Source organism: Kitasatospora sp. NPDC127060 (assembly GCF_042724935.1).
Classification (GTDB): Bacteria; Actinomycetota; Actinomycetes; order Streptomycetales; family Streptomycetaceae; genus Kitasatospora.
In genome coordinates, this window is sequence record NZ_JBHXEG010000137.1 from 1 (window position 1) to 13,376 (window position 13,376).

The following is a 13,376-nucleotide window of genomic DNA, read 5'->3' on the forward strand; positions in this document are numbered from 1 at the left end:
GCCCGGCCCGGGGTCGGTCCCCGGGCCGGACCCGGGCTCAGGTCCCCGGGCCGGACCCGGGCTCAGGTCCCCGGGCCGGGCCCGGGCTCAGGCGTCGGCGCAGATGACGAACACGCTGATGCCCACGCTGTTCTCGCCGGGCTGGTGGCCGACGCCGATCCAGCCCCTGCCGTCGTCGCTCGGGAAGCTGCCGTTGAGGACAGAGTTGTTGCCCCTCGCCTCCGCGCCGCCGCCCAGGGCCCGCTTCCCGTTCGGGCAGTTGACGGTGCGGCGCTGGAAGTTGCCCACGTTGGCGTTGTCCAGCCTGACGAGCTGGTAGCCGGCGATGGCCCGGGCGGAGGCGGGCTGCGCGTCCTGCCGCGCGTCGGCGGTGTCGGCCTGCGCCGTCCAGCCCACGCCGGCCGCCAGGGCCATCGTGATCGCACAGGCCCCGAGGACGAGCTTGCTTCGCGTCATCTGCGTCGACTCCTTGACGGATGCGGCGAACCCCGCCAGTGGGGTGTCGCTCCGTACCGATCATCGACCGGGCGAGGGCGGGGAGTTGAGCCCGCAGGGCCCAAACCGCACCTTCGATGGAATGCGAAGCATCCGCCCCGGGAAAGGGCGCCCCCTACCTCGGTCGGGGCGCTGGCCGTGCAGCAGCAGGGGCAGGGCGCGGCCGGTGAGGTCCTCGGCGACGCGGGCGCCCTGAGAGGAGGCCATGTGGCGGGGGAGCTCGCGCACGGGCACGAAGCGGGCGCCGAGCAGGCGGCTGCGCTTGTGCGGGGGCGGGGGGGTGGTGTCGCGCACGGTGCCGCCGTCGAAGACCAGGCTGAAGCGCTCCAGGTAGCGGTCGGACGGGGTGCAGTCGAGGGCGACGGCATGGGCCAGGCGCAGGACGATGCCGGGAGAACGGCGTGTTCGACCGCTTCGCCGAGCGCACCGAGGAACTCCATTGCCGGGGCCGCGACATCTGCCCCGTCCCGGCCCGCGCACAGGAAGTCGGCGGGGCCGACTTCCCACTCCACCACCCGCCCAGGGAGCAGCCGTCATGAACTCCGGCTCCCGTGCCGCCCGGCGCAAGAGCTCGTAGAGCGGGCAGGGCGGCGGGTGCATCGAGGTCGCGGAGGGCTTCACCGCTGTCATGCCCGTCCGCGACTCCAAGGACCCGGGCGGCCCCGCGCCCGTCTTCGCCTGCGCCGCCTGGCAGTCCTTCGCCACCGCCGTCCGCACCGGCGAGTTCGACGCCCCGCTGACCCGGCGTTGAGCCCCCGCCGCCCCGGGGGCCGGGGCGGCGGGGGCATCTCCGCCCCTCCTCCGGGCTCAACTCCCCATCCGGGCACAGGAAGCCGGATCCGTCGGGGTGGGCAGGGCCGGCCGGGTCATGGTGAACCCCCTTGGCCGGTGCCCCCGTTGAGCGGGTCAGGACGCGGCGCGCGTCCCGATCGCCCGAAGGAGAGTCATGCGTACCAGGATCCGCACCATCCGGGCCGGCGCCCTACTGCTCGCCACCACCGGTCTTCTCGGCCTCACCGGCGTCACCGCCGCGCACGCGTCCGTACCCGGGGGCGGGGTGGGTCAGGCCCAGCAGGGTGGCAACTTCGTCCTGTGCTCGGGCGGCACCTACTCCTCCTACGCCGTGTTCACCCAGCGCAACTCCGCGACGCACGAGGTCCCGCGCGGTGGCTGCACGTCCCTGTCGCTGAGCGGCATCGGCAACGAGCAGGTCGTGCTGTACGGCATCCGGCCCGACGGCAGCACGTTCAAGATCGCCACGGACACCTTCGACGACGCCGACGGCGAGCGGATCCGCACGCTCGGCACCCCGGACGACAACGACTGGACCACGTTCTAGCACCCGGCCGCAGAGCGCGACCTGACGCCACGTCATCCCATGGGCGGGGCCGCTTCGGCGGGTGGAACGGCCGCCGGGCCCCGGGGGCGGTCGGCGCGAGCGTGCCGCACTCGACCGCCGGGTCCCCGGTCGGGCCAGGGGCAGGGGGCGGGACCGGGACCGGGTCGGCCCCGGCCCCGGCCCCGGCCCCGGTCCCGGCCAGGCGCAACGTCTCGTCCGCGCGCGCACGAAGCTCGGCAGAATATCGCTCCCACCAGTGCGGGATCTACACTGTGGCGGCGCAGGCCGCCCCTGTGTCCACGTCGCGTCACGACACCGTGATCACCGCATGGCCCGCGTGCGCCGCATCAGTGCTCACCGGCACTCGGCGCCCCGGCGCCTGGCGCGTTGCCGATACCGCTGTGAATGAGGAGGCCGTCCCATGGAGCCAGTCACGTTGATCACCGGCGGTTCGAGCGGGATCGGTGCGGCCACTGCCCGTGCCCTGCTCAAGCAAGGCCACCGAGTGGCCGTCACCGGCCGCGACGCCGACCGGCTCGCCGCGTTCGCCGCCTCCACCGCGGCGCGGGAGCGGCTGCTGACCATCAGCGGCGATGCCGGTGACGAGAGCCATGTCGCCTCCGCGGTGAGTCAGGTCACGGGCCTGTGGGGCCGGTTGGACACGGTGGTCGCCAACGCCGGCTTCTCGCTGCCCGGCACCCTGGAGGACCACGACCCCCGGTCCATGCGTGCCATGATCCTCACCAACGTCCTCGGCCCGGCCCTGCTGGTGCGCGAGACGCTGCCGCACCTGAGGGCGTCCAAGGGCCGGATCGTGATCGTCGGTTCGGTCGCGGGCACCAGGAACACGCCCGGCAACCTCTACTCCGTCACCAAGTGGGCCGCGCACGCCCTGGCCGAGAACGTCCGGCTCCTGGCGACCAAGGACGGCGTGGGCGTCACCCTCGTCGCCCCGGGGGTCGTGGACACCCCGTTCTGGGACGAGCGCGGCGGAAGCCCCCAAGCCGCACCCACGCTGAGCGCCGAGCAGATCGCCGAGGCGATCCTCTTCGCCGTCAACCAACCCGCAGGCGTGGACGTCAACCACCTCGTCGTGCGGCCGACCGGCCAGGTCGGCTGATCTCACCGCCCGGGCGCAAGCCCCCGCACCGGAAGGTCCCGCACCGGACCTCGGCCCCGCCGACCTCCGGTGCGGGGGCACCACCCCGCCTCAGGGCCGCACGCCCTCGCAGACGCGGCTCACCCGCTGCGGGCCCCTCCCGCCCGCGGGCGGGAGGGGCTCCACCGCCGGCCGGCCTCACCGCGCGCCAGGTGCTCCTCGTCGACGCGCACCCTGGCCCGCATCACCTCCAAGGGCCCCCTGCAGGCGGCGCACCCGCTCCTGCACCCGCTCCTGCTGCGGGCGCAGCACCTCCAGCCGCGCGGCCTCGTCGCCCTCGCCCGCCCGCACCCAGCCGACGTAGCGGCGGATCATCGTGTACAACGGGACGTCCTCGCCCGGACGACTCGACTCCCCGGCACGGTAACGGCGCAGCGGCGCCGCTCCACCGCTGTTCGAGCGCCTCACCGCCAGGTTGGATCGATGCCAGGGGCTCGCCGGCGCGCACGACAGGAAGCGAGGCAGTCCCCAGGTCGGTGGTGACGCCTGGCCTGGACTCCCCGGCGCCCGCACTCCGCGTGACGGCCGGCGACTTGCTGAAGGAATCGCCGCATCTCGCGCCGTGGCGTGCGCAGGCCGCGATCGGGCCCCGGCCGAGCCCGAACGCCCACCAGGACCGCACCCTGGACGCGGTGATGGTCCACGCCCGCACCCTGGACGCGGTGATGGTCCACGCCCGCGCCCTGTGACGCGCCCTGTGACGCGTCTCGCCCTGATTTGCGCGACCTGTCACAACGGCCACACCTGCCAACCCGTCGAGCGCTCGCCGACCGCCTACGGCCGCCGGCCCTTCGCACCACTCACCTGGCCGGCACCGGAGCACGAGCGCGCGGCGGCGAGGGCGCCCAGGGGGAAGAGCCTGGCCGGGGGGTGTTCCTCGGTGAGGAAGTCCAGCAGGAGGCGGTTGACGAGGTCGGGCTTCTCCAGCGGGGCGGTGTGGGAGGTGCCGGGCAGGACGGCGAGCTGCCCGCGGGGGGCGGCGGCGGCGACGGCGGCGCTGTGACAGATCCGCACGCCGTCGTCGTCGCCCTGCATGACCAGGACGGGCATGGGCAGGGCGGCCAGGGCTTCGAAGCCGATGTCGGGCTCCTCGCGCCACATCGTCAGCCACTTCGCGAAGACGACGGGGAAGTGGCCGGGGCCGTCCGGGGAGAGCGGCTCGTACTGGGGACGGAACATCGCCTCCAGGCGCTCGGTGTCCTCCAGGATCGCGAGGTCGGCGTCGGTGGCGCCGTCGCGGCTGACACCGCCGCTGATGAGGACCAGGCTGCGCACCAGGTCGGGGCGGCGCAGGGCCGCGCGCAGGGCGACGGTGGCGCCGGCGCTCCAGCCGACCAGGTGGGCGGGGCCGGTGGCGAGGGTCTCCAGCAGGGCGATGAGGTCGCCGGCCATCAGGTCGCCGGTGACGGGGCCCTCGACGTCGGGGGTGCGGCCGTGGCCGCGGCGTTCGGGGGCCAGGACACGGAAACGGGCGGCCAGGGCGGGGATCTGGGCGTACCAGCTGTCGGCGCCCACCCCTCCGCCGTGGAGCAGGACGACGGGCTCGCCCTCGCCCTGGATCTCGCACCAGGTGCGCTGTCCGTTCACGTTCAGGTACTCGCCCATGTCCTACCCCCGATATCCGCTTCCCGACCGCTACTTGAGCAATGCTCAGGATCATCATAGGCAGATGGCCTGAGCTAAGCTCAAGTCCCATGGCACTGCATCGTGAGGACGTCATCACCGCCGCCCTGGAACTGCTGGACGAGGTGGGGCTGGAGCGGCTGACGACCCGGGCGCTGACCGAGCGCCTGGGAGTGGCGCCCGGCGCGCTGTACTGGCACGTGCGCAGCAAGCGGGAGCTGCTGGCCGCGATGGCGGACGCGGTGGTGGCACCGGTGTTCACCACGCCCGACAGCGGGGCGGACACGCGCGGGGCGGGCGCGGGCTGGGCGGGGCGCACCCGGGCGTTCGCGCACCGGCTGCGGGGGGCGCTGCTGGAGCGCCGGGACGGGGCGCGGCTGGTGTCGGGGTACCTGGTGCCGGGGGCGGCGACGCTGGGGGCGGTGGAGGAGGGGCTGGCGCTGATGCGCGCCGAGGGGCTGGCGCTGGGGCAGGCGGCGGTGCTGGGGCATGCCGTCACCAGTTACGTGATCGGGTTCGTCCTCCAGGAGCAGGCCCGCAGCGCCGGCGGTGACAGCGTCGGCGGCGACGGGAGCAGCGGTGACGGCGGCGGCGCGGTGGCGGGGTTCGATCCGGCGCGCTACCCCAACCTCGTGCAGTGGCAGGCCGAGCAGGACGGTCCGGACGCCTCGTTCGCCGCCGGGCTGGCACTGCTGACCGCGGGACCGGCCGCCGGGCTCGGCTGAAGGCCGTCAGACGGCGCCCCGCACGGGCACGGCACGGTGCGGGCGCGGCGTCCGGCACGGGCACGGCGGCCTGAACGGGGGCCCGGGCGGGGGCCCGGGCGGGGGGCTGTTGCCGCTGTCGCTGTCGTCACTGCCGTTGCCGGTGCTTTCCGTGCTGTGCCCCGTTACCGGTGTTTCGGGCGGGGTACGGCGGGCGCTCCCCCGTGCGGGCGCAGGCCGTCCGTCGCCGCGCGTTCTCGGGCCGTCGGGCGGGGCCGTGGCGCCCTCGGGGCCGCACCGGGTGCGTAGTTCGTGTCGCGGAGGTGGTGCGTCGGGCGTGCCAGGGCCCCGTCCCGTAGTAGCGTCGGGCGTGAAGTCGCGTGTGGTACACGGCGGTTGACACGGTGTTCGGCACAGGGACGGGGGCCAGGCTTGGGAAGGGGTGGTGGGTGTGGGACGGGCACGCGTTGCGACGCGGATGATCGTGCACCCCGGTGTGGAGGACGTGAACGTCCAGCAGGTACTGGAGGCCCTCGCCGACCCGGCGAGGCGCTCGGTGGTGCGCACCCTGGCACACTCGGGCGGTGACCTGAGCTGCGGCTCCTTCGACCTGCCGGTCGGGCGCTCCACCTCCAGCCACCACTTCTCGGTACTGCGCGCGGCCGGGGTGCTGCGCCAGTACTACGTGGGCACCACGAAGATGAACACCCTGCGCGCCGACGAACTGGAGGAACGGTTCCCCGGACTGCTGTCGGCCGTGGTCGCGGCCGCCGACGCCGAAGCCCGCGACGCCGCCCCCCTCCCCTGACACCCCTTCACACCCGGCCACACCCGGCCACACCCTTGCCCGCCCCCACCGCCGCCCCGGCCCGCTGCTGCCCGCGGGGCCGGGGCGGCGGTGGGCGGCGGTGGGCGCCGGGGGCGGGCGTAGGGTGGTCGTCCGTGATCGACGACGACGGCCGGGAGTGGGCCGGCACGCACCGGTGGGTGGAGGGCGCCCTGGCACCCGGCGAGCGGATCGCGCGGGCCCGGGAACTGCGGGGCGGGTGGACCTCGCGGATGCTCCGCCTGGACATCGCACCCGGCCCCGCAGGCACACCCCGCCCCGGCGGAGGCGATGCCGACGGCGCGGGCGGCGCGGGCGGCGCGGGCGGCGCGGGCGGCGCGGGCGGCTACGCGCTGGTGCTGCGTTCCTTCGTCAAACCGTTCTACCTGCGCCACGCGCCGGGACTGCTGGAGCGCGAGGCCGGGGTGCTGGAGCTGCTGGCCGGCGGCGGCGTCCCGGCGGCCCGGCTGCGCGCGGTGGACGCCCGGGGCGAGCGGTGCGAGTACCCGTCACTGCTGATGAGCCACCTGCCCGGGCGGGTGCGGCTCGAGGAGGACGGCGAGGTGACGCGCCGGACAGCGCTGCTCGCGCGGCAGTTGGCCGCCGTCCACGCCCTGGCCGTGCCCGAGGAGCTGCGCCCGCGGGCCTGGCAGGCGTGGACCTCCCCCGAGCGGGTGCGGATCCCGGCCGCCACCACGCGGGCCGGGCTGTGGGAGCGGGCGGTGCGGGTGATCGGCCGAACGGCGCCCGAGCACCGGGCCTGTTTCCTGCACCGCGACTTCCACCCCGGCAACGTGCTGTTCACCGGCGAGGGCGCCTCGCTGGCCGTCAGCGGCGTCGTCGACTGGGTGGAGACCTCCTGGGGCCCGGCCGACCTGGACGTCGCCCACTGCTCCACCGCCCTGGCCCTGCTGCACGGCGTACCAGCGGGCATGGCCTTCGCCGACGCCTACCGGCAGGCCGGCGGCACCCTGACCGCCACCGGCCCCGACCACCTGTACTGGCGGCTGCTGGACGCCCTGGCCTTCGCCCCGGACGCCGAGAAGGTCGCCGTGCCCTGGCGCGAGCTGGGCCGCACCGACCTGAACGCGCCACTGCTGACCCACCGCCTGGAGGACTACCTCCAGGCCCTGTTCGAACGCAACGCCTAGATGATCGATTCCAAGGGGTTTAGTGGTCGTAGGCGGTCAGCGCACGCATGACCGGTTGCCCGGTGTGGTCGTTGTGCCAGATCGCGGCTGTGAGCGCGAGGATGCGCTGCAGGACGCGAACCGCCACGCCTCTGGGGGTGCGGCCCCGGTGGCGTTCGAGGTCGAGCTGGCCCTTGAAGGTCTCGTTGATCGACTCGATGACCTGCCGCAGCGGCTTGAACAGCTGGGATCCGGGCCGCTCTGCCTCGCCCTTGCGGGCGGGCCGCAGCAGCCGAACGTCCAGCTCGGCCAGCTGCTGCTCGAAGTCGCGACCGTAGTAGTTCTTGTCGCCGATCAGGGTCTGCCCCGGGCGGTCGGCGATGAGCTGGGGCTCGACGGCGAGCAAGTCCAGCAGGGTCTCGCGTTCGTCCGCCTTGGCGCCAGTCAGAGCGAATGCGACTGGCAACCCATGCAGGGTGTAGATCAGGTGCAGCCGAAGTCCCCAGAAGTAACGCGTGTGGCTGGCACAGTAGCCGTACTGGGCCCATCCGGCCAGGTCGGAGCGTTTGACGGTTTCGCGGGAGCGGCCGCACTCCACCGGCGTGGAGTCCACGACCCACACGTCGTCGCTCCAGAGTGCGGTGTCGACCGCCAGCGTGCGGGTGACGTGCCGGATCAGGTCGCCGGCTTTGCGTAGCCGCTTGTTGTATCCGGGTTGCTGGGGCAGGTAGGGGAACAGGTGCTGCAGGTGAGTGCGGGCGTGCCGCAGCCACCGGGCCTCGGAGGTGAAGCCCAGCATGGCCTGCATCATCGCCAGGGTCACCAGCTCGGCATCGCTGAGCTGCGGCGCGAGGCCCACAACCGGTCGCCTGGGGGAGAGCTGGGGCGGTCCCTTCAGAAGTCGTCGGTCTTGATTGACGTAGAGTGCGGTCGCGAGGGAGTCCAACTCTGTCTTCACACACCGACGTTGAACTCCCTCGCCCCATGCGCGCAACGATTCCTGCAGCCATATCGGGGTGCGGGGTGAATCAGTTATGGCCTGGCAGACCGTTGCGGCCATGAATACCCTGTACGGCATACACATTCTTGATGACCCCACCGTGTCGCCCCGGCTCCGCAGCTTCCTTGAGCCGCGTGCGCGGCGACATGCACCAACATCTGCCGATCGGATCAGGCAGTACGCGACAGCTGTCGACGCGGAACCCGAGATCGTGGACGCGATGATCCGGTTCGAGGAGCGATACGGCGGCCTGTTCTACTCGCCGCGAGGCGGCAACGCCAACGAGTACGGTCTGGATGGGGTTCCGTCTGCCCACTGGACGTCTCATGGCTGGGCCTTTCCCGGAATTCTCGACGGCCCTGGGACCTGCCGGGTGGACGTACTTGCGGACGGCCGCACCGCGATATCGGTACCGGGGTTGCCGCACAGGGTGATCAACAGCAGCGTCGATCAGCGTCTGGAGGCCGACGCGCTGTTGGCGAGCGTGTACCAGTGGCCGCACCTCGTCCTGCGGGCCACCACTGGCCTCGGAGTGGACCCTTCCGTCGCCGAGGAACATCTGCCACCCCGCATACACGAGGCAACTGGCCCCGCCGACAAGTGGTGGTTCGACGGCAGGTCGGCCTTCAACCTGGAGCTCTATAGCTGGTGGACGCCGCGGACAGACTGTGACACCTGGATCGTGCGCTGCTTCGCACTGGACGGCGACGCTCTTGACCGAGCCGCCTCCGCCCTGCGGGCCGCGGTCCCCGAACTCACCGCCACCCTCTTCGACTGGTGCTCACTGTGTGGCCAGGTCCTGGACGCAGGCCGATCCTGCCTACCCGCCCTTCCCCCAGCAGAGCGGTAACACTCACCGCTCTGCTCAATCCGCACCGCCACCCCTTGGAATCGATCATCTAGTAGTGCTTCGCCAGGTGGTGTCGTAGGGCTGCCACGGGGCGGGTCGTCGGCAGGTGGGGCAGACTCCGCTCCAGGTGGCGATGAGGTGTGGGAGGAGGTCCGGGGCCTGGCCGAAGGTCAGGCCCTGGACAGGGCTTTTGGCAGGGCCCGCTGTTCGGTGAGGAACAGGTGGGCGGCGCTGACGGGGGTGACGTGGCGGTGCCAGCCGATGAAGGAACGGCCCTCGAAGTGATCCAGGCCCAGGCGGGTCTTCAGCTCGCGGTGGTCGTGCTCGATCCGCCAGCGTGACTTCGCGATTCGGACCAGGTCCTTGGCGGGGATGTCGGCGGGCAGGTTCGAGATCCAGTACTCGACCGGTTCGGCCTCGTTCTCGGGCCACTGGGCGATCAGCCAGGTGAGGGGGATCGTGCCGTCGGCGGCCGGTTCGGGACGCCGGCCGGCCAGGCGGATCCTCAGCAGGACGAAGTGCGAACTCATCGCCGCCTTGGAGCCCTTGCGCCAGGTCACGCTCCGCCCGACCCCGCGTCCGGCGGCCGGCACGTGCCCGCGCAACGGAACCGGCCGGGTGCGGTAGCGCGGCAGCGGCCGCGGCCCCAGAGCGCCGCAGGGGGGTTGCTGCGGTTCGGCGTCCTCGGCGTGGGCGGTCGTCTCGCCTTTGGCCTGCAGCACGTAGGCCAGGTTGCGGTCCTCCAGGCCGTGGCGGAAGCCGGCGTTCGCCCCGTAGGCACTGTCCGCGACCAGCACCGCGGGACGCGGCCCCGTGGTGGCGAGTTCGTCGAGCGTGTCCAGCGCCAGGGCCCGTTTCGGCCGGTGGTGCTCGTCCTCGGGGATCCGGCAGGCCGCGCGCCGGCCGGCGGCCTCGGGTCCGTCCCAGGACTCGGGCAGGAACAGGCGCCAGGACAGCCGGCGGGAGACGGTGTCGGAGACCACGTGGACACTGACGCCGACCTGGCAGTTGCCGACCTTGCCCAGGGTTCCGGATTACTGGCGCGCGACTCCGGGCGAGGACTTGCCGTCCTCAGGGAACCCGGTGTCGTCCACGGCCCACACCTCGGGCCGCACCGCCCGCACCGCGCGTCGCGCCAGGCGGGCCCGGACGTCCTCGACCCGCCGGGTCGCGGACGTCATGAACCGCTGCAACCCCTGGTGGTCGACACCGAGCCGTTCGGCCATCGGCTGCATCGACTTGCGCCGGCCCTCCAGCAGCAGCCCCCGCAGATACAGACCGCCCCTGGCCCGCTGATCACACACTCCCGGGGCGCTCTGACGAGCAGGATCCATCTGGCCGGGGAAGGCGGCTGCCGGCCGTTGACTCCACTGATCACGCCGGGCCAGTGGGGTGCCAGTCCCCAGCTGATCCCCGATCTGCAGCGTGTTCGGGTCAAGCGCCTCGGTGGCGGCCGTCCGCGCACCCGTCCTGACCACCCGGGCGGCGACAAGGCGTACAGCTCTCACCGCAATCGTCGCTACCTGCGCCAACGACAGATCAAGCACACCATTCCGGAGCCCGGGGACCAACGGGCCGACCGGCAACGCCGAGGCAGTCAGGGTGGTTCGGCCCGCGGGCTTCGACAAGGAGATGTACAGGCGCCGAAATGAAGTCGAGCACACGATCAATCGCCCGAAGCACTTGCGCGCCGTTGCGACGCGCTTCGACAAACGGGCCTACGTCTTGCACGGGACAGTCAGTGTTGCGTCGATCCGGCTCTGGCTCCGTCGGTAGATCAAGTATCCCAAGATCCGGACGTGCCTGTCACCGCCCTCCGGGAGGAGATCTTGTCGCGATTTGCCCACCTAAGGTTGCGGATGACCGGCGAGAACCTCGATCTGACTTGGAGTCGGGATGGCACCTGGCATTGCCGCAGTGGCTGCGGAGCTCAGCAGGATGGTTGCGGCGGATCACCAGGCCGCGCGCAATGCGAACAGCGACGACCCGGCGGAGCAATTGGCCTGGCGGCACTTGACCGCGCAGCACGCGGACCGTCTCAGCGAGATCATGGACGCGTACGGATGGCCGACCGCGGAGCTCGTCGGTGAGGACGCGGCCCGGGCGGCGTGGCTGATCGCGCAACACGCTGATCGGCAGCTCGACGTTCAGCGGCGCGCGCTGCGGCTGATGGAGCAGGCGGTGGCCGACGGCGCCGCCAACCCGCGAGATCTTGCCTTCCTGCGGGATCGCACGCTCGTGAACGAAGGGAGGAAGCAGATCTACGGCACCCAGATTGCCGGCGTGAAGGACGGCGCGCCGACCCCCTGGCCCTGTGAGGAACCCGAGCGCATCGACGAGCGCCGTGCAGAAGTCGGGATCCCGCCGTTCGCCCAGTACATCGCTCAGTACTCCACCGCCTGAACCACCCCGGCGTCCGGCGGATCACGCTTGCGCCTGACCCGCCGGACAGTCCCCAGCCGGCCCGCCACCGGCGGCAGCCTCCGGACACGGCCGCCGTGCCAGCCCCCGGAAACGGCCCAGCAGGGCGGACACGGAGAGGCAGGGCACAACCCGGCGGACACGGAGAGGCAGGGCACAACCCGGCAGGCACAGCCCGGCAGGTACGGCCAGGCGGATGCGGCCGGGCGGGCACGGAGAGGCAGGGTTCGATGGCGGTGGAGACCGCCTTCGAGACGCACGCCACGACCACCGACAACGAGACGGGCACCACCACCGGCCACCTGCCCTGGCCCCGGGCCCACTGGGCCGGCGCCAGGGCGCCGGACCGGGCGAGCACCGGCGCGGCGAGGCACCGGCGGCAACGTCCCGCTCCGACCCGCACCAGGCCGCCGCCACCCGCATCACCTCCCCCGACAGACACCCACCGCCGTACCAGGACGCGCGCCTACACGAACGCGACTACGACACCCCCAACCGCGCCCCCGCCCAACCGCGGCGACCGGCCCGGGGATTGATCACCACGGCCCGGGCTCCGTACGCTCGCCCGATGCAGCACGACAACGACCTCCCGACACTCGAACTCGCCTTCCCCGGACCGGAACGCGACCAGGGCGTAGCGGCGATCCTGGACGGCCACAAGACCGCGCTCACCGGTCTGCCGGAGATCTACGAACACGCCCGCGAGCCGCTCCCGACCCCCGGCCAGCGCTTCGCGGTGCTCGACTCCGCAGGCCGCACCGCCGTCACCATCGAACTGACCGAAGTACGGGTCGTCGCCATGCGGGAGATCGACGACGCCTTCGCACACGCCGAGGGCCGCGGCTACACCGACGCCACCCAGTGGCGCACCGCCCACCAGGAGTTCTTCCGCAGCCCGGGCGTGAGCGCCTTCCTCGGCCACACCCCGACCATCGACGACGACACCCCCATCGTCGCCCAACGCTTCCGCACCCTCACCACCCCCCACACCCCGCAACCCGCCACCCCCTGACCCACCCACCCCCACTCCCCCGCTACCGGCGGGCCCCCACCCGCGGCACACAGAACCGGACCCGCCGACTTCCCACACCCCCACACCCCCACTACCGGCGGGCCCCCACCACACAAACCGGACACGAACAGGAACACTGCAGACAGGGACAAGGACGCAACACACCGTCAACACACGGAAACCACCGGCACCACGTCCCGCCCACGCCTTCGCCACACTCATCCACGAACACCACCGGCGACGACCCCGACAACTGGACCGAACACACCAGACAACACGATCCGCCCACCCCGCGGCAGTGCACCGACAGACTCCTCCACGACCGGGACACGATCGTCACCACCTGCCGAACCCCGATGAACTCCAGCCCGACCGAAGACCAGGCGACCAGGCGACCAGGCGACCAGGCGACCAGGGTCATGCTGTGGAATCTGATCTGCCAACACCATGCCCATTCGCGCGGTTCCATCGTCCGTTCTCGCCGCTCGGCGGTATCCGGGACGGCGAGCCCGCGAGCTCGTTCGATCTGCCCCCAAGTACCGCAAGCCCCTCACGACACCACCGGGAACCGGGCACCGGCCAACACCCCACACGGCCCCGACAGCACATCCCCACCACCGGACCCCACCCAGCCCCGCCACCACCGCCCAGCCCCACCGCCCCGGAGCCGGCGACCAGGGGCGTCCGCTCCTCGGTCACCGGCCGTGGGCGCCAGTGGGCGCGCAGTAGGATCAACGACGTTGTCACCCGTCGTACACCGCTGGTAGGAGACTTTTCATGACCCAGGTCACGCTGAAGGGAAACCCGGTCGAGATCG

The 13,376-nt window shown here is 72.5% G+C and carries 13 protein-coding genes and 3 pseudogenes; 11 read left to right on the plus strand and 5 right to left on the minus strand.

Annotated elements, in window-relative coordinates; genetic code table 11:
- Positions 1-87 precede the first annotated feature (87 nt).
- Positions 88-456 (minus strand): hypothetical protein, encoded by a 369-nt coding sequence (locus tag ACFWIS_RS39145; RefSeq protein WP_380463209.1) that lies wholly within the window; start codon positions 454-456, stop codon positions 88-90.
- 628 nt (positions 457-1,084) lie between these two features.
- Between ACFWIS_RS39145 and ACFWIS_RS39150 the strand changes: the two are divergent.
- The 3 genes and pseudogenes from ACFWIS_RS39150 to ACFWIS_RS39160 form a co-directional block, all read left to right on the plus strand.
- Positions 1,085-1,246 (plus strand): annotated as a pseudogene (locus tag ACFWIS_RS39150) (DUF397 domain-containing protein); the annotation flags it as partial.
- Positions 1,247-1,441: 195 nt separating this feature from the next.
- A complete protein-coding gene (locus ACFWIS_RS39155) occupies positions 1,442-1,834 on the plus strand; it encodes a hypothetical protein (RefSeq protein WP_380463206.1) in 393 nt (130 codons plus the stop codon).
- A gap of 421 nt (positions 1,835-2,255) precedes the next feature.
- Positions 2,256-2,954 carry an SDR family oxidoreductase gene (locus ACFWIS_RS39160; protein WP_380463204.1) on the plus strand — a complete coding sequence of 233 codons (699 nt, stop codon included), beginning with the start codon at positions 2,256-2,258 and terminating at the stop codon, positions 2,952-2,954.
- A 177-nt stretch (positions 2,955-3,131) separates the two neighbouring features.
- On the opposite strand, the gene ACFWIS_RS39165 is transcribed toward ACFWIS_RS39160, so the two are convergent.
- On the minus strand, positions 3,132-3,317 hold the full coding sequence (locus ACFWIS_RS39165) for a hypothetical protein (RefSeq protein WP_380463201.1): 186 nt from the start codon (positions 3,315-3,317) through the stop codon (positions 3,132-3,134).
- A gap of 209 nt (positions 3,318-3,526) precedes the next feature.
- On the opposite strand from ACFWIS_RS39165, the gene ACFWIS_RS39170 reads away from it, so the two are divergent.
- Positions 3,527-3,682, plus strand: a complete 156-nt coding sequence (locus ACFWIS_RS39170) for a hypothetical protein (RefSeq protein WP_380463199.1) — start codon at positions 3,527-3,529, stop codon at positions 3,680-3,682.
- Between the two features lie 85 nt (positions 3,683-3,767).
- Here ACFWIS_RS39170 and ACFWIS_RS39175 read toward each other — a convergent pair whose 3' ends face one another.
- Positions 3,768-4,598 carry an alpha/beta fold hydrolase gene (locus tag ACFWIS_RS39175; RefSeq protein WP_380463196.1) on the minus strand — a complete coding sequence of 277 codons (831 nt, stop codon included), beginning with the start codon at positions 4,596-4,598 and terminating at the stop codon, positions 3,768-3,770.
- Between the two features lie 89 nt (positions 4,599-4,687).
- Here ACFWIS_RS39175 and ACFWIS_RS39180 point away from each other — a divergent pair, with 89 nt between their 5' ends.
- From ACFWIS_RS39180 to ACFWIS_RS39190, 3 genes are all read left to right on the plus strand, one after another.
- Complete coding sequence (locus tag ACFWIS_RS39180) at positions 4,688-5,341, plus strand: TetR/AcrR family transcriptional regulator C-terminal domain-containing protein (protein ID WP_380463194.1); 654 nt, start codon at positions 4,688-4,690, stop codon at positions 5,339-5,341.
- 430 nt (positions 5,342-5,771) lie between these two features.
- On the plus strand, positions 5,772-6,128 hold the full coding sequence (locus ACFWIS_RS39185) for an ArsR/SmtB family transcription factor (RefSeq protein ID WP_380524330.1): 357 nt from the start codon (positions 5,772-5,774) through the stop codon (positions 6,126-6,128).
- 134 nt (positions 6,129-6,262) lie between these two features.
- Positions 6,263-7,297 carry a phosphotransferase family protein gene (locus ACFWIS_RS39190; RefSeq protein WP_380463188.1) on the plus strand — a complete coding sequence of 345 codons (1,035 nt, stop codon included), beginning with the start codon at positions 6,263-6,265 and terminating at the stop codon, positions 7,295-7,297.
- A gap of 19 nt (positions 7,298-7,316) precedes the next feature.
- Here ACFWIS_RS39190 and ACFWIS_RS39195 read toward each other — a convergent pair whose 3' ends face one another.
- A complete protein-coding gene (locus ACFWIS_RS39195) occupies positions 7,317-8,234 on the minus strand; it encodes an IS982 family transposase (RefSeq protein ID WP_380463186.1) in 918 nt (305 codons plus the stop codon).
- Positions 8,235-8,334: 100 nt separating this feature from the next.
- Here ACFWIS_RS39195 and ACFWIS_RS39200 point away from each other — a divergent pair, with 100 nt between their 5' ends.
- Positions 8,335-9,126, plus strand: a complete 792-nt coding sequence (locus ACFWIS_RS39200; protein ID WP_380463184.1) for a hypothetical protein — start codon at positions 8,335-8,337, stop codon at positions 9,124-9,126.
- Positions 9,127-9,296: 170 nt separating this feature from the next.
- Here the strand turns inward: ACFWIS_RS39200 and ACFWIS_RS39205 are convergent.
- A pseudogene (locus ACFWIS_RS39205) lies at positions 9,297-10,460 on the minus strand (IS701 family transposase).
- Here ACFWIS_RS39205 and ACFWIS_RS39210 point away from each other — a divergent pair.
- From ACFWIS_RS39210 to ACFWIS_RS39220, 3 genes and pseudogenes are all read left to right on the plus strand, one after another.
- Positions 10,428-10,902 (plus strand): annotated as a pseudogene (locus ACFWIS_RS39210) (transposase); the annotation flags it as partial. The pseudogenes ACFWIS_RS39205 and ACFWIS_RS39210 sit on opposite strands and share 33 nt — an antisense overlap.
- 120 nt (positions 10,903-11,022) lie before the next feature.
- Positions 11,023-11,529 carry a DUF6624 domain-containing protein gene (locus tag ACFWIS_RS39215; RefSeq protein ID WP_380463181.1) on the plus strand — a complete coding sequence of 169 codons (507 nt, stop codon included), beginning with the start codon at positions 11,023-11,025 and terminating at the stop codon, positions 11,527-11,529.
- Positions 11,530-12,115: 586 nt separating this feature from the next.
- A complete protein-coding gene (locus ACFWIS_RS39220) occupies positions 12,116-12,559 on the plus strand; it encodes an ASCH domain-containing protein (RefSeq protein ID WP_380463179.1) in 444 nt (147 codons plus the stop codon).
- The last annotated feature ends 817 nt before the right edge of the window (positions 12,560-13,376 follow it).